The following is a 23,457-nucleotide window of genomic DNA, read 5'->3' as shown; positions in this document are numbered from 1 at the left end:
GGGCGGCCCGCGCGCCGGCGCGGCCCGGCGCCCGGCGCCCGCCGCGGCGGGGGGGGGGGGCGCGCGCGCGGGGCGGCCCGCCGACCAGGCCGCCGCCGCCCCCCCCGCCCCTCGTGGTTCTCGTTCCTTCGTGGAGTGCCACCTCGCGGTGCGTCAGATGACGCGACCGCCGAAAGGCCCGCCCGGGCCGTAATAGATGCCCAGCTGGTCACGGTAGTCCGGGTCGCCGAGGTGCTGGTCCCGGTGGAACTCCGGGGCGTCCTTGATCTGCTCCTTGGTGCGGTCCACGAAGATCTTCCGCTCCTCCGGATCGATCCGGGTCACGGTGCTCGCCGGCAGGAGGACCTCCTTGCCGAAGATCCAGACCCCGGTGTCCACGACCAGATAGGAGTCGTCGACCTCGTCGGAGTGCTTGTCCACCTTCCCGATGCCGCCGTCGGTCGCCTCGACCTTGTAGCCGGTCAGGTCGGCACCGGCCAGATGCCCCGCGGTCGACCTGTAACTCCACGCGTGCTCGGTCATTCGTCCCCACTTCTCCGGTCGGGGAAGGACGGCCGGCGTTCCGCCGCCCCTCCGTCCGCGTACGCCGTGCGTGGCGGAGCGTGTTCTCCGCCCGGAATCCGCCTGCCCCGGCCCCCACGACTCATTCGCACCCGGCGGTCCCGTGGCGCCCGCCGCGCCCGTCGAGGAGGCCCCCGGATGGCTCCTGTCCTGCGGAAAGGCGGGATGCGGGACGGGGCTCCGGGTAGCCGAATCCCATGGACACCACCGATGACACCCCCCACCCCGTCCCCCCGTTCCCCGACCAGCAGCAGGAGCACCCCGGGTCGACCGAGCGGATGGATCCGCGGCCCGACCACGGCGAGGACTCCTATCGCGGCCACGACCTGCTCCTCGACCGGGCGGCGGTCGTCACCGGCGGCGACTCCGGCATCGGCAGGGCCGTGTGCCTGGCGTTCGCCCGCGAGGGCGCGGACGTCGTCTTCACCCACCTCCCCGAGGAGGCGGACGAGGCCGCCGAGACGACCCGGCTGATCCGAGAGGCCGGCCGCAAGGCGGTGCCCGTCGAGTGCGACGTCCGCGACGAGGAGCAGTGCGGGGCCCTGATCGACCGGGCCGTGGGCGAGTTCGGGCGCGTCGACGTCCTCGTCAACAACGCGGCCTACCAGATGGCCCAGCCCGACGGGATCGAGGCCATCACCACGGAGCAGTTCGACCGGGTGATGAAGACCAACCTGTACGGGATGTTCTGGCTCTCCCGCGCGGTCCTCCCCCACATGCCGCGCGGCGGGTCCGTCATCAACACCACCTCGGTGCAGGGCTACCGGCCGAGCCCGCCGCTCCTCGACTACGCGATGACGAAGGCCGCGATCGTCTCCTTCACGCACAGCATGGCGCAGCTCCTCGCCGAGCGCGGCATCCGCGCCAACGGGGTCGCCCCCGGACCCGTGTGGACCCCGCTGATCCCCGCGACGATGCCGGACGTGAAGGACTTCGGCGAGCAGTCGCCCCTGGGGCGCCCCGCCCAGCCTGCGGAGATGGCGCCCGCGTACGTGTTTCTCGCCTCGTCCGGCGCGAGCTACATCACCGGGGAGATCGTCAACGCCACCGGCGGCACGCCCCTGCCGTGAGGCCGCCCCGGAGACCGTGACGTGGGAGCCGCACGACCCGGAGGTCGTGCGGCTCCCGCGTCGTACGGGGTGTCGGCCCGGCGCGTCACATCGGGGCGCCGGCCGCCGGGGGCCGGCCGGCCCCGGAGTGCTCCGGCGTCCGGGTGAGGGGCAGGTGGTAGAGGGCGAACGCCTTGCCGATGACGGGCTGGGCGACGTTGCGGACACGCACCCCGCCCGCCGTCATGCCGTGCTCGGTGCCCAGGTGGGCGTGGCCGTGCACCGCGAGGTCGGCGCCCGCCCCGTCGATCGCCTCGGCCAGCAGGTAGCTGCCGAGGAAGGGGTAGATCTCGACCGGTTCGCCCGCGAGCGTGTCGGGGACCGGGGAGAAGTGGGTGAGGGCGATCCGCGCCTCGCAGTCGGCCAGGTCGGACAGGGCCTCGTGGAGGCCCTCGGCGGCCCGGCGCGTGGTGCGGACGAAGTCCTTCATCTCGCGTTCGCCGAACTCCCCGGCGCTGCGGCCCGCGAAGCCGCCGCAGAAGCCCTTCGTACCGGCGATGCCGAGCCGGCCGCCGTCCACCGGCAGGACCGTCCGGTCGCCCTCCAGGACGGTGACCCCCGCGTCGGTGAGGACGCGTGCGATGTCCGCCTCCTGGTCGGAGTGGTAGTCGTGGTTGCCGAGGACGGCCACCACGGGGACGCCGAGGTCGCGCACCTCGTCCGCGACCACCTCCGCCTCGGAGACCGTTCCGTGGCGGGTGAGGTCCCCGGCGAGGAGGAGCACGTCCGCGCAGAGCGGCAGGGTCTCGAAGGAGGGGCGCAGCAGGCCCCGGCAGTCCGGGCTCAGATGGATGTCGCCGACGGCCGCCACCCGGACGACGGCCCCGTCCTCCTGTCGTTCCGGTGCGGTCACAGCAGCTCCTCCGGTCGCTCGGGGGGATCGACACTGGCGACCACGAGGTCCGCGCGGACGGGAAGGCCGGTCAGTTCCGTCTCGGCGAGCCGGAGGATCTCCTCCCGGTGCTCCGCCGTCGGCACGGTGCCCGTCAGGAGCACGGCGGTGCCGCGCGTCTCGATGCGCACCCCGAGTTCGGCCGTGTCGTCGCGTGCGAGCCGCTCCCTGAACCGGGCGATCCGGTACTCGTTCTCGCCGGTGTCCATCGCGGTCCTCCGTTCTGTTGTCCTGCCACCGTGCGGTCCTGCGGGCCGACGCGTCCCGTCCGGGACGGCCGCCCTTCACCGTCACGTCTCCCCCGTCCCGTACGTACCATTCCTCCCCTCCCACGAAGCACGGGCAGGAGGAGGCCCCCGGTCCTCAGTCCTCCAGGGGGCGGGTGGCCGGGCCCTGGAGGACGCTGCCGTCGGCCGCGAAGCGGGAGCCGTGGCAGGGGCACTCCCAGGTCTGCTCGGCGTCGTCGAAGCCCAGCTCGCACCCCATGTGGGTGCAGCGGCGGCCGGTCCGCAGGCCGGCGAGGAAGTGACGGGCGACGGTGGCCTGGTGCCGGACGGCCCCGGGCGTCTCGCGGACGGGGAGCCGCCGGCGCGGGTCGAAGAGCTCCGTCCAGTCCGGGCGGGGCGCGCCCGTCAGGTGGGCGGTGAGCAGCCGGCCCGCGGCGACCCCGTTGCTGAGCCCCCATCCGCCGAAGCCGGTGGCGACGTAGACGTGCTCGGTGTCGGGGTGCTCGTGCCCGACGCAGGGCACCCCGTCGACCGTGTGGACGTCCTGGGCGGCCCAGCGGCGCACGGGCGCCCCGACGAAGCCCGGCAGCCGGTCGCGCGCCCAGGCCTCCAGGCGTTCGTAGCGGGCGCGGACGCCGCCGGCGCCCGGTTCGAAGGCCTCGCCCGAGACGATCAGGAGCCGCCGGCCGTCGGCGAGGGGGGCGGTGCGCACCGACCGGACGTCGTCCTCGTCGGTCCAGTACATGCCGTGGGGGGCCTGGCCCTCCTCGACGGGGGCGGCGACGACGAGTTCCCGGCGCAGTGAGAGGCGCATCAGGAGGGTGGGGTGGCAGCGGAGCGGGAAGTGGGTGGCGAGGACGACGTCACGGGCGCGGACCGTGCCCCCGCCCTCCAGAGCGAGGCGGCACTCGGCGCCCTCCTTGAGGCCGGTGACGCGGGTCCCCTCGTGGATCCGGCCGCCGTGCGCGACCAGGTCGTCGGCGAGGCCGAGCAGGAAGCGGCGCGGGTGGAACTGCAGCTGGTCCTCCACGCGGACCGCGGCCGCGACGGGGTACGGGAGCCCCGTCCCGGTCTCCCCCGGCTCTCCCGTCACCTCGGCGGCCCGCAGGCCGGCTCCGGCGGCGGCAGCCGCCTCGGCGCGGATCTCCCCGGTCCGCTCCCGGTCGGAGGTGTAGGTGTACGCGGGGCGGTGTTCGACCTCGGCGTCGATGCCGAGCTCCTCGCACAGCCGTACCACCTCCCGCAGGGCGTACTCCTGGGCTCCGGCGTACCGGACCGCCGCCCGGTCCCCCTGGTCGTGGCGCAAGGCCTCGTAGCGGAGGCCGTGGAGGGAGGTCAGTTTCCCGGTGGTGTGCCCGGTGACCCCGGCGGCGATCCGGTCGGCCTCCAGGACCACCACGTCACGTCCGGCGCGGTGGAGTTCACGGGCGGTGCAGAGCCCGGCGATCCCGGCCCCCACGACGACCGTGTCCGTGGTGAGGTCGCCTTCGAGCGGCGGGTGGACGCGGCCGGGCGGTGCCGACTCCGTCCAGTACGAGCTTCCGGATCCGGACATGGTCCCTCCTCCGGGCGGTCGGGCGTCCGCCCGGCGTCTGCCCGGGGCCGGGACGCGCAGTCGTCCGCGCGACGCCCGGCTCCTCCTGACGGGTGGGGGCTGGGCGGGTCCCGGGGCGTGTCCGGCGGATCGTGGCCGGGGACACGACGTCCGGCACCTCGCCGCGTCCTGCCCGGCCATGATCCGCCGGACACGCCCTAACCCTCCTCGGCCTCGCCCCTGCGGCCGTGCGGGCGGCGCTGTTCCTCGCGGCCCAGGCCCGGGGACTGGCACTTGGCGCTCATGCCGCCCTCGTCGTCCGGGGTCCCGCCCCGGCCGTCCCGTGTCGCCTTCTCCGCCTCCCGGCGCGCCTCGACGTCGCCGCTCTCGCCGACGGCCTCCGAGGGCGTGGTGCGCGGCGGGCCGTCCGCGGGCAGGGTGCGGCGGCGCTCGTGGTGGCTCATGGTCGTCCTCCTCGGTCGTGCGGTCGGGCACGTGGGCGGCTGCCCCCGCGCGTCAGGCGGAAACACCGCCGGTGGGGGCGAGCACGAAGGCGTGGCCGGCCGGGTCCGTGTAGCGGCGCGTGTCGGTGCGCCGGTCGAGACGGGTGCCGTTCTGGTCGGCGGAGACGGGGCGCGCGCCCAGGGAGACGGCTTCCCGCTCGGCCTCGTCGAGCGCGTCGGGCGCCACGAGGATGAGCAGGTGGGCCTGCTGGGAGTCGTCCGGCCGGGGCCAGCTCGGCGGTGCCTGGCCGGGGTCGCGGCGGATGCCCAGGACGAGGCCCGAGGAGCTGGAGAGCAGCAGCAGGTCGGGGTCGCCGCCGCTCGGTTCGACGGTGGCGTCGAGCAGGGCGGCGTAGAAGCGGGCGAGGGGTTCGGGATCGGTGCTGTCGAGGACGAGGACGCCGGTCTTGGAAACGGTCATGGGGAGCGTGTGCCCCGTCAGAAGCCTTTCAGGCAAGGGGAGTCGGCGCCTCCCGGCCGCGCTTCGGGCAGGGCCGGACGGAGCCGACGGGCCGTCGCGTGTCCGGCCGCATCGGGGGTATGCGGATCGGTACAGACACCGTCACAGGATGTGATCGGCGTGGTCCGCGAGGACGTCGACCGGACGAGGAGGGAAGCTCCGGCCCCCTTCCGCCGGACGCCTCGCGGACGACCCGCTCGGACGACGTACGAGTACAGGAGGCTCCATGTCCGCACTGTTGACCCGCATCAAGCACTTCGGCCGCAGCCCCCAGGGACGGCGCGCGATCGCGTCGGTGCGGCGCGCCGCCGCCGACCCCCGGAACCGGGCCCGGGCGCGCCGCTTCCTCGGCAGACTGCGGGGCGGTCGCCGCTGACGGCCCGTTCCGACGACTGTGGGCCCGGCTGGCGCCGGGCCCACAGTCATGCGTGCGGGGAGGCTCACGGCGGCGCGTCGGACGGGCGGATCTCGCGCAGCCGGTCGAGCCGGCGGATGGCCGGGGTCGCGCTCATCCCGTGGAGCAGTACGGAAAGTGCCACCGTGGTGGCGGTCAGGACCCACAACTCGTGGGCCCTGTCCTCGAATCCGTGGTGGCCCAGCGCGTAGGCGAGGTAGAAGAGGGAGCCGATGCCGCGCAGTCCGAAGACGGCGGTGACGACGCGCTCCCGGGGGCCGGTGACGAAGCCGAGCTGGGCGATCCACCCCGTCACCGGGCGGACGACCACGATCAGGGCCAGGGCGAGCAGCACCATCGGCCAGGTCAGCGACGCGAGGCCGGTGGCGACGAGGTAGTGGCCGAGGAGGAAGAGCAGCGCCGCCGTCAGGAGGCGTTCGATCTGCTCGGTGAAGCCGTGCAGCACCTTGTGGTAGCCGTGGCCGCGTTCGGCGGCCCGGACGGCGCAGGCGGTGACGAAGACGGCGACGAAGCCGTAGCCGTGGGCGAGTTCGGTGAGGCCGTACGCGAGGAAGGTCGCGGCGAGCGCGACGAAGCCCTCCATGTGCTCGGACAGCCTGAGCGACTCGGCCCCGGCCCGGAAGAACATCCATCCGAGCAGCCGCCCGAGGACGATCCCGATCACGACGGCGATCACCGCCTTGGCCACCAGGTCGACGCCGAACCAGCGCCCCCAGTCGGCCTCCGCCCAGACGCCCCCGGCTCCGGCGAGCGCGACGGCGGCGAGGACGAAGGGGAAGGCCAGTCCGTCGTTGAGGCCGGCCTCGGCGGTGAGCGTGAAGCGGACCTCGTCCTCGTCGTCGTCCTCGTCGGTCGGCTCCCCCACCCGCACCTCCGCGGCCAGCACCGGGTCGGTCGGCGCGAGAAGGGCTCCCACGAGGAGCGCGGTGGCCACGGGCCAGTCGAAGAGCCACCAGGTGAGCGCGGTAGTCGCGAGGACGGTCAGGGGCAGGGTGATGCCGAGAAGCCGCCACGGCCCGGCCCAGGAGCGCAGTCCGAAGCGCCGGTTCAGCGCGAGTCCGGCGCCCATGAGGGAGACGATCACGCAGATCTCGGTGACGTGCTCGACCCAGGCCCGGTCCGCCACGGGGTCGAGTTCGGGCATCGGGAGGGGCAGCAGTCCGGTCAGGGCCCCGACCGCCAGGAACACCATGGGCATCGAGAACGGCATGCGCCGTACGAGTCTGGGCAGCACCGCCGCCGCCAGGGCTCCGAGGCCCAGGGCCGTGAACACGAGATCGGCGGGGCTCACGGGCGGGGCTCCGTTTCCATGGCGGCGGGGGTGATGGTGGTGGTGGTGCCGGGGGTGGTGGTGTCGGGGGCGGTGTCCCGGTCAGTCGGCCGGTTCGTCGGGAGTGGGCTGTTCGGGGTCGACGGTCCCGTCCTCGGGGCGCCCCCGCGGGCCCGTGCCGGACTCGTCGGTGTCCGGGAGGTCCTCGCTGCCCGGGTCCCGTGTGACGGGTATGGCCAGCGGGTCCTCGCCCTCGGCGGCCTGTTCGTCCTCGCGGTCACGGGGTATCGGGTCCTCCGAATTGCCGGGGGTGTGCGCGTCGCTCATTCCGGTCTCCTCTCTCTGTCGGGCGATCAGGTGATCTGGTGGTACGGCGGTCAGCCCGCCACCGGGGACGCCAGGCGTACGCGCTCCATGACGTACCCGCTGCGCGGGAGCGTGGGTACGCGGTGCAGGGGGATCGACAGGTCCTGCTCGTCGGGCACGTCGTGGGGCAGACGGGCGAGGCGCGGGACCAGGGAGGTCAGGAGGGCGAGGGTGATGTCCTCGCCGGGGCACCGGTGGCCCGCCGCCGGATCGCCGCCGCCCTGCGGCACGAGGTCGTCGCGGCCGATCGTCGCGCCCGGACGGGTGAACCTGGCCGGGTCGAAGGCGTACGGCTCCGGCCACAGGTCGGGGTCGTGGTCGTGCCCGTACAGGTCGAGGAGGACCAGGCTGCCCTTCTCGATCGGGACGCCGCCCCACTGCGTGTCGGCCGCCGCGAGGCCGCCGGTGAACGGGGCGAAGGGGTAGAAGCGGCGGACCTCCTGGGCGAATCCCCAGGCGTACCGCTCGTCCGCCGCCAGGAGCGCGCGGTGCTCCGGCCGGCGGTGCAGGGCGTGGGCGGCGAAGGTGACGAACCAGGCGACCGCGACCGTGGGCCGCAGGACGTTCAGGAGTTCGACGGCCCCGGTGTGCGGATCGAGCTGCCGGCCGTTCGCGTCGGTGTGCGCGGCCACCGCCTGCGCGACCGTCGCCTGTCCGGACGGGGCGCCCGCGTACCGCAGCTCCTCGATCAGCGGGGCGAGCCGCTGCTCCTGCCGCCTCCTCGCCCGCCGCGCGCGCACGTGCCGGGGCCCGACGGCGGCGAAGCCGTCCACCATGGCCACGAGGTCCCGCGCGGCGGTCTCCTCCTCGCCCATGGGCAGCGGGACGCCGGCCCATTCGTGGACGGCCGCGGTCAGGACGCGGGCGGCCTCGTCGAAGAGCACCACCCGCTCCCGGTCCTGCCAGTCGGCCTCGGCCCGGTCCCACGCCCGCCGGGCGTGCTCGACCAGGGAGGCGATCCGATCCGGGTCCTTGAGCAGGGTCAGGAACAGCGCCTTCCGCCCGCGGTGCGGTTCCCCGTCGAGGGTGTGGATGGCCCCGCGGCCGAACAGGGTGTCCAGGACGGGCCCCGGCAGGGCGTCGTGCCGGCGGACGTGCCGCTCGTCGTAGAAGAAGTCCACCGCCTCCTTGCCATGCAGCGCGACCCCGCGCCGGCCGAGGATCCGCACGGGCACGGCCGGGGCGTTCCCGGCGCGTCGGCGCAGGTCGGGCAGCCAGCCGTATCCCTTCATCAGGAGGGGGGCGGTGCTGTCGAGCAGAGGGGTGCGGACGGGGTCGGACATGTCCCGGGGGGTCGCTTCCATGAGAGACGGGTTCCACGAAGTCGTGATTTCACACCGGTCCGCGTCTCCCGGCCGGGAGGCGGAAGGCCGCCCGGCCGGGAGACGCGAGCGGTGCGGGGCCGTTCAGCGGCCGGGGGTCAGCACCGTCTTGATCATGCCGTCCTCCTTGTCCTGGAACGTCTTGTACGCCTGGGGGGCGTCCTCCAGGGGGAGGGTGTGGGTGGCGAAGTCGTCGACGCCGAGCGGGTCGGCGTCGTCCAGGAGGGGGAGGATGTCCTCGACCCACCGCCAGACGTTGGCCTGGCCCATGCGGAGCTGGATCTGCTTGTCGAAGAGGCTGAACATCGGGACGGGGTCGACGGCTCCGCCGTAGACGCCGGACAGGCTGATGGTGCCGCCGCGGCGGACCACGTCCACCGCCGTGTCGAAGGCGCTCATGCTGTCCACGCCGATCCTGGTCATGATCTTCTGGGCGAGGGCGTCGGGCAGGAAGCCCGGAATCTTCTGCGCGGCCTTGGTGAGCGGGGCGCCGTGGGCCTCCATGCCGACGGCGTCGACGACCGCGTCGGTGCCCCGGCCGTCCGTGAGGTCCCGCACCCGGTCGCCGAGGTCCTTGCCGTGTTCCTTGAGGTTCAGGACCTCGACGCCGCGGCTCCGGGCGCGGCGGAGCCGCTCGGGGACGAGGTCCACGCCGATGACCTTGCTCGCGCCCCTGTGGAGCGCGATGCGGGCGGCCATGTCGCCGATGGGGCCGAGCCCGAGGACGGTCAGGGTGCCGCCGGGCGGGACGTCGGCGTACGCGACGGCCTGCCAGGCGGTCGGCAGCACGTCGGAGAGGTAGAGGTAGCGCTGGTCGGGGGCGTCCTGGCCCACCTTGATGGGCAGGGTGTCGCCGAAGGGGACGCGCAGGAACTCCGCCTGTCCGCCGGGGACCTGCCCGTAGAGCTTGGTGTAGCCGAACAGCGAGGCGCCCGTCCCGTACTCCCTGACCTGGGTGGTCTCGCACTGGGACTGGAGGCCCTGGCCGCACGTCCAGCACGTGCCGCAGGAGACGTTGAACGGCACCACCACCCGGTCGCCGACCTTGAGGTTCCGCACTTCGGGGCCGACCTCCTCCACGATTCCCATGGGTTCGTGGCCGAGGATGTCGCCGGGATCGAGGAAGGGCCCGAACACCTCGTACAGGTGCAGGTCGGAGCCGCAGATCCCGCTGGAGGTGACCCGGACGATCACGTCCGTCGGGTCGACGATCCGGGGGTCGGGCACGGTGTCCACACGAACGTCCCGGTGTCCGTGCCAGGTCAACGCCCTCATGGTCGAGCTCCTCACGTGCGGCTTTCGGGGTCACGGCGCGAGTGCCCCGGACCGCCGGGTCGTATGCCTCCGGCCGGCCCATCGGAGGCGGCGCGGCCCCGGCGGGAACGCCGTGATAGGCCCGCGCCTTCGCGGGTAGCGGCCCCGTAGGAGACGCGCGGGCGGTGCCCGGAACGCGCACGGAGAGGGAGGACGCGATGACGGACACCCTGAAGGTACGGGCGGGCAGGCGCACCGTCGCGGTCAGCCGGCCGGAGAAGGTGCTCTTCCCCGAGGACGGCATCACCAAGGCCGACCTCGCGGAGTACTACCGCGCCGTGGCCCCGCGGATGCTGCCGCACCTGCGCGAACGCCCACTGACCCTGGAGCGCCGTCCGGGCGGCATCGACGACCGGGGCTTCTTCCAGAAGGACGTGCCGGACCACTTCCCGGACTGGGTGGGGCGCGCCGAGATGCCGAAGGAGAACGGCACCGTCACGTACGTCCTGGCCGAGGACGCGTCCACCCTGGTCCTCCTCGCCGACCAGGGCTCCGTCACCCTGCACCGGTGGCTGTCGAAGGTCGACCGCCCCCACCACCCGGACCGGCTGGTCTTCGACCTCGACCCGTCCGGGGAGGGGTTCGGGCCGGTGCGGGACGCGGCCCGGTGGCTCCGCGACCTCCTCGACGAGCTGGAGCTGCCGTCGCAGCTGATGGCCACCGGCTCGCGGGGACTGCACGTCCTGGTGCCGCTGGACCGGAAGGCGCCCTACGACGACGTGCGGGCCTTCGCCGCCGACGTCGCCGGAGTGCTCGCCGCCCGGCACCCCGACCGGCTCACCACCGAGGTGCGCAAGAAGGCGCGGGAGGGGCGGCTCTACCTCGACATCCAGCGCAACGCGTACGGGCAGACCGCCGTGGCCCCGTACACGGTGCGGCCCAGGGCCGGGGCGCCCGTCGCGGCCCCGCTCGCCTGGGACGACCTGGACGACCCGGCGCTCGACGCGCGCGCCCGGCGCCTCGCCGACGTGGACCTGCTCCTGAAGGAGGACCCGTGGAGCCCGGCTCCGCGCGGGCGCTCCCTCAGGGCTGCGGCGGACCGCCTCCGTCGTACGGGTCTCCGTGCTCGTCCCTGAGGGGGTCCCCGCCGTCGAAGCGCCCTCCTTCGCCGAACGGGCGCCCCTCGTCGAACGGGCTGCCCTCGTTGAGGGGACCGCCGTCGTCGAACGGGGCGTCGTCGGGCGCCTCCTCCTCACTGCTCCCGTCGGTGAACGGCCTCTCCTGGTCGAACGGGTCCTCGTCGCCGCGCGGCGCGAGCGCGATGCACTCCACGTCGATCCGGTCGGCGACCTCCGTCAGCGCCCCCGCCAGGGCCACCACCGTCTCCGGCGCGAGGTCGAGGTCGTCTTCGCCGGTCGACTCCAGCCACCCGGCCGCGAGGTGCCGGAGCAGGCCCGTCACCTCGTCGGCGGGAAGCACGAGATGGCCGTCCGGCAGAAGCACCAAGGACATGGATGCGTTCATGATGGTCCGACCTCCGTGTCGCCGACGCGTATCAGGGGGTGTCGCCCGCGGGCGGGGTGCCGTCGGCCGTCTCCGGGCGGACGATGACGACGGGGCAGGAAGCGTGGGCGGCGCACTGCTGGCTCACCGAGCCGAGGAGCAGGCTCGCGAAGCCTCCCCGGCCCCGGCTTCCCACGACGAGCAGTTCGGCGCCGTCCGACTCGTCGATCAGCACCTGGGCGGGGTTTCCGCGCACCACGTGATGGACCAGGGGGACGTCGTCGTCCGGAGCGAGGACCGCCGCGAGTTCCTCGGAGAGCGACCGCCGGGCCTGTTCCTCGTCGAAGAGCACGTCCACGGCCGTCGCGGACCACCCCCCGGCTCCGGGAAGGTCATAGGCCCCCACGGCGTGCACGGTCGCTCCGGTGCGCCGTGCGTGGCGGAGTGCCCAGCGCAGGGCCGCGTGGGACGCCGGTGAGCCGTCCACGCCCACGACCACGCGGGAAGTGCCGTCATCGGTGCTCATGTCGTGCCCCTTCTCGCTCACGCCGGGAAAGGCGGTTCGGGCCCGGGCGGCGGGGTTCGGCTCCGTCTCTTCTCCGCCGGCCGGAAAGGGTCCTCCTGCCGACCGACTACCCGGCACCACGTGCCGTACGCGCGGGCGGCCCGGCGTGGGGTCGGCCGCCCCTCCGTACCAATGTGCCCCGGGAGGGCCGGGACCGCCCGGCAGCCGCCCTCGTACGCGTCCGTCCCGGGGGTGGTTCCGGGCCCGCGTTCCCCCGGGTCGCCGGAGGGCACGCACGGCCGGGGGCCGGTCACGGGACGTCGTCCGTCCGCGTGACCGGCCCCCGATCCGGAACCGGTGCCGTCCGCTGTTCTCCTCAGGTGCCCTCGGGGTTCCTCGGGCGTCCCCGGGTGTTCTCGGACGTCCTCAGGGACGGTCGGCGGGCGGCCAGGCGCCCGCGCCGTGCGAGTACCTGTCGACCTGGCCCGGGATGGTGGGGACCCCACCGGTCGGGCCCGTCGGCCCGGTCGTGCCCGGGGCGCCGCCCGTGGTGCCCGGGGTGCCGCCGGGCACGCTCCGCGTCCCGTCGGCCGGGAGCGGGTTCATGCCGTCCGTGGGGCGGATGCGGCCGCGCCAGCCGCCGGTCGCCTGCCCGCGCTCCTCGATGAAGCCCTTGAAGCGCTTCAGGTCGCCCTTGACCCGCAGGTCGAGGATCCCGAGGAGGTCGCCGGTCTTCTCCACCACGCCCTCCGGCTCCACCTCCATCGCGAGCCGGACCCTGGTGTGGCCCTCGTCGAGCGACTGGAAGGTCACGACGCCCTTCTGCCGGACCTCTCCGCCCACGGTGCGCCACGCGACGCGCTCGTCGGGCAGCTGGTCGACGATCTCGGTGTCGAACTCGCGCCGCACCCCCGCCACCTTGGTCCGCCAGTGGCAGTGGCGTTCGTCGACCTGCCGCACCTCCTCCACGCCTTCCATGAAGTGGGGGAACTCCTCGAACTGCGTCCACTGGTCGTAGGCGCTCCGCACCGGGACGTCCACATCGATGGTCTTCTCGACCGTGCTCACCGGTTTGCCTCCTTCGTTCCGTTGTGGTCGTCCCCCGCGTACCCGGCCGCTCCCGCCTCAATCAGGCCCCTGAAGTCCGGTGCGCGGAGCCGGAACGGGAAAGGTGCAGGCAGGCGCGTTCCTTGCATAATGGAGGGTGGCAGCCACCTGTCGAGCTGCTTCGGGCTGGACACAGAGCGTCCTGCGGCGGAGAACGGCCCCGGCGGCCGGCCCGCGCCGAGGATGCGGCGCTCACGGTGTTCCCGTCGAGTTCCACGAACCGCTCACCGTGCGCCGCACCGGGACCGCTCGCCGGTCCCTCCCATCGATCACCTGATCATCTGATCAACGCCTTTGATCACCGCCTTGTGCCGCGTCAGCGGCGCCCACCCGGTCCGGGAGGTAGACCATGCTCTTGAGCCATGCCTTCGAAGACGGCGTCCTGCACCTGAGGCTCCTGCGCGAGCTCGACGTCACCAGCCGTGCCGCGGCGGCCCTGGAGATCGAGGCGATCGTCTCCGCCTACCGTCCGGACCGGGTGCTCCTCGAATTCCCGTCCCCCTGCCCGTCCCCGGCGTCCTTCAGCGCGCTCGCCCGGGCCCGCAGGATGTGCGCGAGCCTCGGGATCGTCCTGGTGGTGAGCGGTCCGGGCTCCGTACCGCTCCAGGCGCCGGGGGGCGCGCCCCGGGCCAGAACCGCCTGAGAGGCTTCTGGAGAGCCCTCCGCACCGATGCACGCCGCCGGGGCGGACCGTGAACTCCTCACGGTCCGCCCCGGCGTCGCGGTTACGCGGAGTCCCCGTCGCTCCGGTCGTCCGCGTCGTCCTCGTCGCCCGCCTCGCCGACGACCGCCTCCTCCGCCTCCTCGCGCGCCTCCTCGTCGCCGCTCTCCCCCGGGGCCTCGGAGGGAGGAGTGGTGGTGCGCGGGTCCGGTTCGTCGTTCCTGTGCTGGGTCATGTCTGTCGCTCCTCGATCTCGGTCGGGTTCGGTCGGGTTCGGTCAGGACGGCGGGTACGGGGCGGACTTGAGGCGGCGGGCCAGGTGGGCCGTGTTGGCGGCGAGGGTCGCGGTGGTGCCGGCCGTGGACTCGGGGGTCTTGTCCAGGTCCTGGTAGTCGGTGCCCTGCATGGCCTCCCCCACCCAGTAGCTGACGGCGTTGGGGGCGAGGGAGAAGCCGACGTCGTTGAGGCCCTGGAAGAGGTCCGCGCTCACCTTGTGCGCGCCGTCCTCGTTGCCGACCACGCAGACGGCCGCCACCTTGCCGTAGGTCAGCATCCGGCCCTCGTCGTCCGTCTCGGCGAGTTCGGCGTCCAGCCGCTCCAGGACGCGCTGGGCGATGCTGGAGGGGTGGCCCATCCAGATGGGGGTCGACAGGACCAGGATGTCCGCGTCCAGGACGGCGTCGCGGATCGCCGGCCAGTCGTCCCCCTCCCCCATGTCGGTCTTGACGCCGGGCAGGACGTTGCGGTCGGCGATCCTGATGGTCTCACCGGTGACGCCGTGCTCGCCCAGGGCCGCCATGACCTGCTCGGCCAGGAGCTGGGAGCTGGACCGCGCGGGTGACGGGGACAGGGTGCAGACGAGGGCGACGGCGCGCAGGGGTGTCGTATCCATGGGTGTGCCGCTACCCCGCCGAGGGGGCCTTATGTCGCACGAGCGGCTCATGTCCCGCGTTTGCCGGGCAGCCGTTGCGACCATCGCGGTCGTCGTGTTCACAGCCGAAGGAACGAAGACGTCAGCGGGCCCGGGTGTCCCGTTCGGGCTCGCCCGCGGCGGGGACGATCCCCTCGGCGGTACGGGAGGAGCCGACCGCTCCCCCGGTCCCCCGGTAGTGCCACTGGCGTTCGGCGGCGGTGCCGAGCAGCGTCCCGAAGACCACGCCGATGCCGATGGCGGCCACCGACGCCATCGTGGACACCAGGTAGGCCCCCGCGCCCTCCACGTGCAGCAGCCATTGCAGCAGGCTCCGGTACAGGTCGGGCCCCGGCAGCACACCGCCGGCGATGCCGGGGATCACGAAGGCCCGGACCGGGATGCCCGTGCGCGGCGACAGCACCGCGGCGGCGAGGCCCATCGCCACCGTCGCGAGGCCGGTCGCCAGGGGCGCGGACCAGCCGAACGCGCCGACGCAGGCCAGTTTGACCCCCGCGCCCAGGACCGCGGTGGCGACCGCGGGCGGGACGATGCGCAGCCCTCCGCCCATGAACACGGTGTTCCCGAGGGCGCCGATCGCGCTGGTGAGCAGCGAGAGGACGATCGGGAGGGGGATCAGGGCGGTGGAGCGGGCGTCCGCGTCGGCGCCCCGCAGCAGGAAGCCGACCGCGAGGAAGCCGCAGGCCAGCGCGGTGAAGAAGGCGAGGAGGCTCACCGTGCGGCCCGCCGCCATGGAGCGGAAGCCGTCGATCGCGTCCTCGGTCAGCGAGATGATCGTGAAGATCGGCAGCAGCAGGATCACGTTCGCCGCGATCACACTGGCCGCCTCCGTGTGGCTCAGGCCCCCGGCCGCCGCGAGTCCCGTGACCGCGACGAGGAGCAGGGCGGTCTGGGCGGCGGTGACGAAGAACGACGGCAGGCCGCCCCGGGACAGGACCCAGGCGCCCCGGTCGGCGAGCAGGAAGACGAGGGGCGACACCAGGGCCGCGCGCGTGGTCCCGGAGGCCAGGACGCACAGCATCGCCGCCAGGACCGCGCCGCCGCCCAGACCGAACCACCAGGGCCAGCGGGAGGCCCCGGTCTCGATCCGGTCCAGGGCCCCGGCGGCGACCTCCCGGTCCAGCCGGCCGGAGGCGACGTGGGTGGTGAGGCGTTCGAGCGCGGCGAGCCGGTCCAGGTCCCGGGTGTCCTCCGAGCCCATCACCTTCAGCATGACGACGGGCCGCCGGCCCTCGGGGGCGTACTGCACCTGTATCGACCGGGCGTTGATGTCGACCTCCTGGCTGCCCATCCCCCAGGCGGCGGTGACCGCCACGACGGACGACTCGATCCGCCGGGTCTCCGCCCCGGCCAGGAAGAGCGCCCGGCCGAGGCGCAGCGCGAACCCCAGGATCTCCACCGCCTCGGCGTCGTCCAGGGGACGGGGCGGCGGGAAGGCGATGTCCTCGTACGGAGTCCCGTACAGGCGGTCGAGCAGCGTCCGGTCGTCCCGGCGGAGCCGTTCGAGCCGCTCCTGACGCGCCCGTGCGGCCTCCCGCCGCCTCCGCAGCACATGTCGCATTCCTCGTCCCGCCCTCGTGTCCGCCCGTCGCACGGTCTGGGACGTACCGTTCCCTCCTCCGGACGGGGTCTCCGTCCGCTGAGCGGGTGACACCGACCGGACACCACCGGCGCACGCGCCCTCACCGCCGACCGGCGCGCCGGGGGCCGCCGGTCCTTCCGGGGAGCGGAAGAGCAGTGAACGGCCGCCGGGAAAGGGGGCCTTCCACCGTGAGCTCCCTGCGAAGCACCACCACTCCCACGTCCGCGTCCGCTCCCACGCCCGTGCTCGTCCCCGGCGGACGGCCCGCTCGTGCGGTACGGGGATCCCCGGGGGCGCGACGAAGTCCGGCGCCGGCGAGGCGTGTCACGTCCCGTTCCGGCCCGTCGACCGGGCCCGGCGTGCGGCGAACGGGCCGCCCGGGGAGCGGGACGCGAGGCTCCGTGTCTGCCTCCGGGCCCACGGCGCCGAGCCCGCCGGCTCCCGTCAGGACCAGGACGCCACCACCAACGACCTCTCCGCCGCCGCCAGATGGACCGCCGAGGCGAGCCAGGCCCGGGCGTAGCCGTCGGCGGAGGCGTCGGTGAGGCGGCCGAAGGCGTCACGGGGACGGCGGTCCGCCTCCGCCGTCAGGGCCGCCGCGAGCTGCGCCGCCCCGCCGAGGCCCGCCCGGTGCAGCGGGGCCTGGAGACCGGCCGCGTCCGCCCCCCGGCCGGCCTCGGCCACGGCCCGCCGCCCGCCCGCGACCCCGGTCTCCAGGAGCCGCCGCACCCGCCACAGCGGAGCGTCCGCCAGCGGATCCGGTACGGCGGCCACCGGGGCGATCGTGTCGTGGCCCCCGGTCCCGCGCGGGAAGTGGCTTCCCTGGAGGCGGTCGTACCCCAGGTCGGCCCGGCCGAGCCACTCCTCCGGCAGCCGCAGCGTGTACGGCTCCCCCGGCACCGGGCCGACCGCCAGTGGCCGGAGCGTCGCCGCCCGGTCCGGGTCGGGGCGCCCGAGGACGCGCAGGACGAGCCCGGGGTGTTCCGCGATCCTGCGCAGGTTCGCGGCGTGCGGCAGCTCCGGATGGGGATGGGCCGCGCCCAGCCGCAGCAGCGGCCCGCCCCCGGCGACGCGGACCACCAGGTACTCGCCCGCCGGGCCGACCACCTCCACGGCACAGCCGAGGAGGGCGGCTTCGGAGCCGCCGGCCTCCGGCGAACCGGCGTCGAGCGCCGCGGCCACCGCCTCGCCCAGCGGGCCGGCGAACAACGCCGACGCGGGCTCCTCGGACCAGTCCACGCCGCGCAGCGGGGTCGCGCTCACGCCCCGCCCCGCCCCGAGCCGCCCGTCCGGCGAGACGGTGGCGCCGACGATCCGCAGTCCCCCCCGCGCGAGGCCCGCGTGGTCGAGGACGGCCCCGCCGAGCGCCACGGACGCGGAACCCGCTCCCCTGGTGCGGGCGAGACCGCCGGGGCGCACGTCCGAGATCGTGTAGCGAAAACCGTCCGGGCCCACCAGGTGGGTGGACACGCCCCCGTACCCGGTGGCGGAGAGCACCGGCTCCCGGCACAGGCCGTACACCCTGAGGCTGCCGCCCTCTTCGTAGGCGCGGCGCGCGGTGCCGGCCGCGCCGGGTCCCGCCGTCCCCGAGGCGAGCAGGGCGGCACCGGACAGGAGGTCCCGGAAGGCGCCCGTGAGGTCGCCGAGACGCTGTCCCCGACCGCGCTCGCGCGCCGCGCGCAGTCCCCGTACGACGCGCAGTGCGGCCGCTTCGGCACGGGGCAGCCCGGCCAGGCGCGCGGTGTGTGCGGCGCGCAGCAGTTCGGCCTGGACCACCGCCCCGCCCGCCGTGACCCCCGCGGACAGGGCTTCGGCGGCCACCTCCCACAGGGCGGTGGCGGCCCGGACCTGGGCGGCGGTGAGCGGGGGCGCGGTGCTCCCGGAGGGTTCGGGGGCGGGAACGGGGGCGGTGGTGGAGTCGGTCCGGAGCGGGGCGGCGGGGTCCGCCGTCGGCTCCGGAGCCTCCGGCTCCGTATCCGTAGCCGTGTCCATATCCGTATCGGCGTCCGCGATCGGTGCCGCGCCCAGGACCGCCGCGCGGTGCAGGCAGCGCGGGGCCAGCAGACAGGTGCAGACGGCCTGCCCCGCTTCGGTGACCGCTCCCGACGGGCCCGGGCGCAGGGTGACGAGGGCGTCCTCGCCGAAGCGCACGTCGAGGGAGCCGTCGGCGGCCCGGACGACGTGCTCGGCGCAGCCCGCGATCGCGGCGTCGAGCTTCTTGCGCAGCCGCGCGCTGAGCTGCTCCACGGCCTCGGCGAGGACGTCGGGGGCGACGGGCGGCAGGGGTTCGGGGCTCAACGGGGTTCTCCACGGAGGCGGTCGCCCACCCAGCGGGCGAGGGCGAGCGGGCTGAGGGCGGCCACCGGCATCCCGGCGGCGACGAGTCGGCGCGCCACCGGCACCGAGTAGCGGGGCGCTCCGGCGTCGTCGAGCGCCGCGCAGCCGAGGAGGTGCGCTCCGGAGGCGGCCAGGGCGCGGACCTCGCCGAGGAGGCCGGCGAGCGGGGCGCCCTCCTCGAAGTCGCTGACCACGACGACGAGGGTGCGGCTCGGCACGGTGATCAGCGAGCGGGCGTGCGCGAGCCCCGCCGCGATGTGCGTGCCGCCGCCGACCCGTACCTCCAGGAGCAGCGACAGGGGGTCCTCGACCCGGTCGGTCAGGTCCACCACCTGGGTGGAGAAGGCCAGGAAGTGCGTGGACAGGGTCGGTACGCCGCCCAGCACCGCGGCGGTCAGCGCCGACCAGATGACCGAGGCCTCCATCGAGCCGGAGACGTCGACCACGAGGATCAGGCGCCAGTCCGACTCCTTGCTCGCCCGGGTGCTGAACACCGGCCGCTCCGGCACGACCACGACCCGGCCGTCGTCCGTGCGCCGGGTGTGGGCGAGGTTGGCGCGCAGGGTGCGGGCGAGGTCGAGGCGTCCGCCGGGGCGGCGGGTGGGGCGCGGGGTGGCGAGTCCGGAGAGCGTCGGGCGCAGGCGGGTGGCCAGTTCCCGGGCGAGCTCGTCGACGAGCCGCTTCACCAGCGGTCGCAGCCGGGCGAGTTGGGCCTCGGGCATGCCGCCGACCAGGGAGAGCACCGAGCCGAGGAGTTCCACCGAGGGGCGTACCGCCGCCGGGTCGAGCTGGGCGAACACGTCGACGCGGCCCGCGTCGGCGGCCTCGGCCAGGACCTCTTCGCGCACGTCGGCGCCGAAGAGGGCCTCCAGCTCCTGGGACCACTCGCGCGCGGTGGGGAAGGAGGCCTCCTGTCCCCCGCCCCCGCCGGATCCGGCGTCCAGGTCGTCGGCGCCCTCGCCGCGCCCCCTGCCGTACAGCTCGTCCAGGGCGCGGGCGTAGCGGCGCGCGTCGGCGGAGAGCCGGTCCTTGTGGCGGCCGAGGAGAAGCCGCCAGCGGTCGGCGGGGGCGAGCCGCCGGTCCGGCGCTTCGGCGGGGGACGCGTCGGTTTCTGTGTCGGGTGTGGCTTCTATTGTGGGCTCGGCTTCCGCTTCCGCTTCGGGTGCGGGGTGCGGGTCGGCCGGGGCCTCCGGGGCGGCCAGGGCCAGGGACTTCAGCGCGGCGAGGCCGGCCGCGTCGGCCGCCGCCCACAGGGCGAGCAGTTCGGGCGGGGCGTCGAGGGAGAGGTCGAGCCGGTCGCCGAGCCGCTCGGTGACCGTGGTCAGGAGCCGGTCCCGGGCGGCCGGGGCGAGGGCGTCGAAGCCGCCGCGCAGGGCCGGGAGCCGGTCGAGGAAGTCCTGGTCGGCCAGGGAATCGACCCGGTCGAGGAGCGGGGTGAGCGCTTCCGGGGACGCCTGGAGCAGCGGGCCCGCGGCCGTGAGCAGTCCCGCGAGGCGCTTCGTCAGGGCCCGCCGGGTGTCGGGGGAGGTCGCGCCGTCGATCCAGCCGGCCGTCCGCTCGCCGAGGTCCGCGGCCGGGTCCAGGTCGAGCAGGACCCGTACGGCCAGGGCGGCGCCCTGGATCAACGGCGATCCGTCGGAGGCGAGTCCGGCGAGGGCCCGGTCCATCCGGAGGCCCAGGTGCCGGGCGGCCGAGCGGTCCGCGAGCGCCACGAGGGCACCGGCGTCCGCAGGGGTGTCGCTGCCGGCCAGGCCGGGCAGCGACCGCACGGCGGCCTCCAGGAGTTCACCGGTGAGCGCGCCGGCCGTGGCGCGGGCGTCCTCGGTGGTGCCGGGGTGGTGGCCGCGCCGTATGCCCTCCAGGAGGTCCAGCGCTTCGAGGAGTTCGGGCAGGCTCGCGGTGTCGGGCAGGACGGCGGAGGCCTCGCTCAGCCGCGCGTCGACCAGGTCGGGGAGGTCGCAGCGGGCGGCGGCGGTGAGACCGGTCAGGATCTGGGCCGGGGTGGGGCCGCCCTCGGCGGTCTCGCGGCGCGCGGTCTCGGCCAGGGTGCCGGCGGCGGCCTGGGCCGCGGCGACTCCCCGGACCCCTGCGAGGTCGAGCCGCGCGGGCACGGACGGGTTCCAGGTCAGGCGCCACTTGGTGCCGAGGGCGGTGCCGTCGCCGGTGGCCGCCACGGCGAGGGGTTCGCCGTAGGAGGCGCCGATGACGAGGAGGCGTTGCAGCAGGACCTCGCGGCGCCCGTCGAGCGGGGAGCGGAGCGGGTCGAGGCGCACCTCCCGGGGCTCGGGCTCCTCCGGGCGGGGCAGCCGCAGCCGGGTGAGCTCCTCCTCGACCGAGGGGCCCAGGCCGGAGCGGGGCGCGTGCGGGCTGATCCGGCCGCGCGCGGTGCCGACGAGCACGGCCTCCAGGGCGCGGGCCAGCGCCCGGCCCCGGCCGAGGGGTTCGCCCTGGCCGAGGACGGTGGTGACGGCCTCCAGGAGTTCCCCGCGCCCGGGGGCGGGGAGTCCGCGCAGCACGGCCAGGTCGCAGGCCAGCCGCAGCGTCTCGGCGGCCTCGCCGGTGCCGGCGGTGTGACCGGCGCGGCGCATCTCCCGGCACAGGCCGGTCACCGCGGCGGCGGCCGCCTCGCGGATCCGCTCGGGGTCCCCGGCCGCGGTGAGCACGGCCTGCTGCCACAGCGGGTCGCGGATCCCGGCGGGGTAGCCGGACCGGGAGTCGAGCAGGTCGAAGGAGTACGGGACGAACGAGGTCACCGCGACGCCCGGGCCCGGGGTCGTGGCCGGGGCCTCCGGGGCTGCGTCCGGGGCCTCCGGAACGACCCGGTCCTCCGTGCCCCCGTCGTCCACCGGCGCGAGCAGCGCGGGGGCGTGGAAGGCGCCGATCACGGCGGCGACGCGGCGGCCCCCGGCCGAGGCCGTGGCGATCGCCTGCCGCATCCGGGCCTCGCGGGCGAGGTCGGTGGCGGGCACGGCGCCGTCGTTCCGCAGGGCCCAGCCCACGCCCAGGGCGGCGCGGCGCACCGCTTCCGGGGAGCAGCCGGGGGCCAGCACCTCCACGGCGCGGTCCCACATGTCCTCGCCGTCCCGGCCGGTGCCGGCCGCGGCGAGCGCTTCGGCGAAGGAGCCGTGTCCCCGCGTCTCCCCGGCGCCCGGGCCGACGGGGCGGACACCGGTGCCGGCGCCCTCGTCCGTACCCCCGGCGGCGTCACCGTCGGAAGCGTCACCGTCGGAGGCACCGCCACCGGCGGCGTCGTCATCGACGCCGTCGACGCCCGGGAAGCCGCCCGGGCCCGTCAGGGACCAGCCGGGGTCGGACAGGGGGAGGTCGCAGCAGACGACCTCCGCGCCGTGGTCCCGGGCCCACCGCACCGCCGCCAGCTCCGGGGAGAAGTCCGCGAAGGGGTAGAACGCCAGGCGTCCGCCCTCGCCCGCCCCGGCCAGGGCGACGGGGGCGACGGTCTCCGGGTCCGCCAGGTGCTCCAGCCAGGGCCGGAAGTCGGCCGGGAGTTCCACGCAGACCACCTCGGCGCCCGCCTCGTCGAGCAGGGCGGGCACCACGGCGGCCAGGGCCGGGCTGTGGTGGCGCACCCCGAGGAGGTACGGGGCGCGGGACGCGGCCAGCGCGTCCACGGCCGCCCGGGGGTCGAGGGTCGTCACCGCAGGCTCCCGCGCAGGTCCCAGAGGCGGCGCCACATCGCCGAGCCGTTCTCGGCCCGGCGGCGGACCGGGCCGTCCCAGTAGCCGAGGAGGCGCGCGTGGTCGGCCGGGTCGTCCTTGCGGACGACGCCGAGGAGGTGGCCGGGCAGGAGGTCGAGGACGTCCCCGCCCGGGAGGTACGCGGCCGCGACCCCGAGGGACGCCGCTACCTGGACGGCCTCGGCGGTGGACATGACCGTGCCGGGGCGTTCCACGTCCCAGCCCTCGGTGGAGCGGCCGGAGCGCAGGTCGCGGAAGACGGTGACGAGGGCGTCGAGGACGGCGTCGTCGACGCCGAAGGGCGCGCCCGCGCGCTGGACCGCCGCGACGGCCTGGCGCCGGATCAGGACGGCCTCGGCGTCGGCGTCGGCGATCGGGTCGACGGTCTCGAAGTTGAAGCGGCGCTTGAGCGCGGCGGACATCTCGGAGACGCCGCGGTCGCGCAGGTTGGCGGTGGCGATGACGGTGAAGCCGGGCGCGGCGGCGACCACCGCGTCCTCGGTGGCGGTCAGTTCCGGGACGGTGATCCGGCGGTCGGACAGGATCGAGACCAGGGCGTCCTGCACCTCGGGCAGGCAGCGGGTGATCTCCTCGACCCGCACCACCCGGCCGGTGCGCATGGCGGCGAGCACCGGGGAGTCGACGAGGGCCTGCGGGGTGGGGCCCTGGGCGAGCAGCAGGGCGTAGTTCCAGCCGTAGCGGAAAGCGTCCTCGGTGGTGCCGGCGGTGCCCTGCACGGTGAGGGAGCTGGTGCCGCTGACGGCGGCGGCGAGCAGTTCCGACAGCATCGACTTGGCGGTGCCGGGCTCGCCGGTGAGGAGCAGTCCGCGCTCTCCGGCGAGGGTGACCACGCAGCGTTCCACCAGGGCGCGTTCGCCGACGAACTTCGGGGCGATCGCCAGCTTCGACGGCAGGCCGGCGCGGCGCTTCGGCAGGGCCAGTTCCGCGCCGTCGCTGCCGCAGACGAACGTGACGACCGCGCGGGGGGTCAGGGCCCAGCCGGGCGGGCGCGGGCCGGGGTCCTGGGCGGCGAGGAAGGCGAGTTCGGCGGCGTGGCGCTCCTCGGCCGGCTGGACCTGCCGGGCGGGTGCGGGCTGTTCGGTGACGGTCATGCGGGGTTCCTCCGGAAGGGGGTACGGGTGGGGCGGCGCGGCGCACCCGGGAGGGGCGTCGGCGTCCTCGGCACCGGCAAGATCGGGGAGGCCTTCACCCGGATCGCCCAC

22 protein-coding genes and 1 pseudogene are annotated in these 23,457 nt (G+C 75.3%); 4 read left to right on the top strand and 19 right to left on the bottom strand.

The features are described 5' to 3' along the window. Positions 1 to 153: 153 nt before the first annotated feature. On the bottom strand, positions 154 to 522 hold the full coding sequence (locus AB0398_RS33730) for a PRC-barrel domain-containing protein (RefSeq protein WP_366379488.1): 369 nt from the start codon (positions 520 to 522) through the stop codon (positions 154 to 156). 236 nt (positions 523 to 758) lie between these two features. Here AB0398_RS33730 and AB0398_RS33725 point away from each other — a divergent pair, with 236 nt between their 5' ends. Then, on the top strand, positions 759 to 1,631 hold the full coding sequence (locus AB0398_RS33725) for an SDR family oxidoreductase (protein ID WP_366379487.1): 873 nt from the start codon (positions 759 to 761) through the stop codon (positions 1,629 to 1,631). Positions 1,632 to 1,716: 85 nt separating this feature from the next. Here AB0398_RS33725 and AB0398_RS33720 read toward each other — a convergent pair whose 3' ends face one another. The 5 genes from AB0398_RS33720 to AB0398_RS33700 all read right to left on the bottom strand — a co-directional run bounded on the left by AB0398_RS33720 (position 1,717) and on the right by AB0398_RS33700 (position 5,247). Beyond that, the gene (locus AB0398_RS33720; protein ID WP_366379486.1) at positions 1,717 to 2,523 is read right to left on the bottom strand and encodes a metallophosphoesterase; all 807 of its coding nucleotides are present in this window, start codon (positions 2,521 to 2,523) and stop codon (positions 1,717 to 1,719) included. Beyond that, positions 2,520 to 2,771, bottom strand: coding sequence for a BON domain-containing protein (locus AB0398_RS33715; protein WP_366379485.1), 252 nt, complete (start codon positions 2,769 to 2,771; stop codon positions 2,520 to 2,522). Before AB0398_RS33715 ends, AB0398_RS33720 begins: the two co-directional genes overlap by 4 nt. A gap of 154 nt (positions 2,772 to 2,925) precedes the next feature. After that, entirely contained in the window at positions 2,926 to 4,344 is a 1,419-nt protein-coding gene (locus tag AB0398_RS33710) for an FAD-dependent oxidoreductase (protein ID WP_366379484.1), read from the bottom strand. A gap of 197 nt (positions 4,345 to 4,541) precedes the next feature. Then, the gene (locus tag AB0398_RS33705; protein WP_366379483.1) at positions 4,542 to 4,787 is read right to left on the bottom strand and encodes a hypothetical protein; all 246 of its coding nucleotides are present in this window, start codon (positions 4,785 to 4,787) and stop codon (positions 4,542 to 4,544) included. 52 nt (positions 4,788 to 4,839) lie between these two features. Further along, positions 4,840 to 5,247 (bottom strand): VOC family protein, encoded by a 408-nt coding sequence (locus AB0398_RS33700; protein WP_366379482.1) that lies wholly within the window; start codon positions 5,245 to 5,247, stop codon positions 4,840 to 4,842. Positions 5,248 to 5,512: 265 nt separating this feature from the next. Here AB0398_RS33700 and AB0398_RS33695 point away from each other — a divergent pair, with 265 nt between their 5' ends. After that, on the top strand, positions 5,513 to 5,662 hold the full coding sequence (locus AB0398_RS33695; RefSeq protein WP_366379481.1) for a hypothetical protein: 150 nt from the start codon (positions 5,513 to 5,515) through the stop codon (positions 5,660 to 5,662). A 64-nt stretch (positions 5,663 to 5,726) separates the two neighbouring features. Here the strand turns inward: AB0398_RS33695 and AB0398_RS33690 are convergent, their stop codons facing one another. The 4 genes from AB0398_RS33690 to AB0398_RS33675 form a co-directional block, all read right to left on the bottom strand. Beyond that, entirely contained in the window at positions 5,727 to 6,992 is a 1,266-nt protein-coding gene (locus AB0398_RS33690; RefSeq protein WP_366379480.1) for a cation:proton antiporter, read from the bottom strand. Positions 6,993 to 7,073: 81 nt separating this feature from the next. Continuing rightward, a complete protein-coding gene (locus tag AB0398_RS33685; protein WP_366379479.1) occupies positions 7,074 to 7,298 on the bottom strand; it encodes a hypothetical protein in 225 nt (74 codons plus the stop codon). A gap of 50 nt (positions 7,299 to 7,348) precedes the next feature. Next, a complete protein-coding gene (locus AB0398_RS33680) occupies positions 7,349 to 8,641 on the bottom strand; it encodes a cytochrome P450 (RefSeq protein ID WP_366379478.1) in 1,293 nt (430 codons plus the stop codon). A gap of 102 nt (positions 8,642 to 8,743) precedes the next feature. Further along, a complete protein-coding gene (locus AB0398_RS33675) occupies positions 8,744 to 9,934 on the bottom strand; it encodes a zinc-dependent alcohol dehydrogenase (RefSeq protein WP_366379477.1) in 1,191 nt (396 codons plus the stop codon). Between the two features lie 197 nt (positions 9,935 to 10,131). Here AB0398_RS33675 and ligD point away from each other — a divergent pair, with 197 nt between their 5' ends. Then, the gene (gene ligD / locus AB0398_RS33670) at positions 10,132 to 11,049 is read left to right on the top strand and encodes a non-homologous end-joining DNA ligase (RefSeq protein WP_366379476.1); all 918 of its coding nucleotides are present in this window, start codon (positions 10,132 to 10,134) and stop codon (positions 11,047 to 11,049) included. On the opposite strand, the gene AB0398_RS33665 is transcribed toward ligD, so the two are convergent. From AB0398_RS33665 to AB0398_RS33655, 3 genes and pseudogenes are all read right to left on the bottom strand, one after another. Continuing rightward, the gene (locus AB0398_RS33665; protein WP_366379475.1) at positions 10,997 to 11,425 is read right to left on the bottom strand and encodes a DUF6213 family protein; all 429 of its coding nucleotides are present in this window, start codon (positions 11,423 to 11,425) and stop codon (positions 10,997 to 10,999) included. The genes ligD and AB0398_RS33665 overlap by 53 nt on opposite strands. Before the next feature lie 43 nt (positions 11,426 to 11,468). Further along, on the bottom strand, positions 11,469 to 11,942 hold the full coding sequence (locus AB0398_RS33660; RefSeq protein WP_366379474.1) for a universal stress protein: 474 nt from the start codon (positions 11,940 to 11,942) through the stop codon (positions 11,469 to 11,471). Positions 11,943 to 12,530: 588 nt separating this feature from the next. Then, positions 12,531 to 12,989 (bottom strand): annotated as a pseudogene (locus tag AB0398_RS33655) (SRPBCC family protein); the annotation flags it as partial. A gap of 388 nt (positions 12,990 to 13,377) precedes the next feature. On the opposite strand from AB0398_RS33655, the gene AB0398_RS33650 reads away from it, so the two are divergent. Beyond that, complete coding sequence (locus AB0398_RS33650) at positions 13,378 to 13,671, top strand: hypothetical protein (RefSeq protein ID WP_366379473.1); 294 nt, start codon at positions 13,378 to 13,380, stop codon at positions 13,669 to 13,671. Between the two features lie 82 nt (positions 13,672 to 13,753). Here AB0398_RS33650 and AB0398_RS33645 read toward each other — a convergent pair whose 3' ends face one another. The 6 genes from AB0398_RS33645 to AB0398_RS33620 all read right to left on the bottom strand — a co-directional run bounded on the left by AB0398_RS33645 (position 13,754) and on the right by AB0398_RS33620 (position 23,346). Next, positions 13,754 to 13,924, bottom strand: coding sequence for a hypothetical protein (locus AB0398_RS33645; protein WP_366379472.1), 171 nt, complete (start codon positions 13,922 to 13,924; stop codon positions 13,754 to 13,756). A gap of 42 nt (positions 13,925 to 13,966) precedes the next feature. After that, a complete protein-coding gene (locus AB0398_RS33640; RefSeq protein ID WP_366379471.1) occupies positions 13,967 to 14,581 on the bottom strand; it encodes an NAD(P)H-dependent oxidoreductase in 615 nt (204 codons plus the stop codon). Between the two features lie 121 nt (positions 14,582 to 14,702). Next, positions 14,703 to 16,181, bottom strand: coding sequence for a threonine/serine exporter family protein (locus tag AB0398_RS33635; RefSeq protein ID WP_366379470.1), 1,479 nt, complete (start codon positions 16,179 to 16,181; stop codon positions 14,703 to 14,705). Positions 16,182 to 16,646: 465 nt separating this feature from the next. Next, the gene (locus tag AB0398_RS33630) at positions 16,647 to 18,500 is read right to left on the bottom strand and encodes a hypothetical protein (RefSeq protein WP_366379469.1); all 1,854 of its coding nucleotides are present in this window, start codon (positions 18,498 to 18,500) and stop codon (positions 16,647 to 16,649) included. Then, the gene (locus tag AB0398_RS33625; RefSeq protein ID WP_366379468.1) at positions 18,497 to 22,195 is read right to left on the bottom strand and encodes a DUF5682 family protein; all 3,699 of its coding nucleotides are present in this window, start codon (positions 22,193 to 22,195) and stop codon (positions 18,497 to 18,499) included. Before AB0398_RS33625 ends, AB0398_RS33630 begins: the two co-directional genes overlap by 4 nt. Further along, positions 22,192 to 23,346: an AAA family ATPase gene (locus AB0398_RS33620; protein ID WP_366379467.1), complete on the bottom strand. Its 1,155-nt coding sequence runs from the start codon at positions 23,344 to 23,346 to the stop codon at positions 22,192 to 22,194. Before AB0398_RS33620 ends, AB0398_RS33625 begins: the two co-directional genes overlap by 4 nt. Positions 23,347 to 23,457 lie beyond the last annotated feature (111 nt).

Origin of the sequence: Streptomyces sp. NPDC086147, from assembly GCF_040702165.1 — a bacterium.
Lineage (GTDB): Bacteria > Actinomycetota > Actinomycetes > Streptomycetales > Streptomycetaceae > Streptomyces.
The sequence above is the reverse complement of the archived record's forward strand: the minus strand, read 5'-3'. Positions and strand labels throughout refer to the sequence as shown.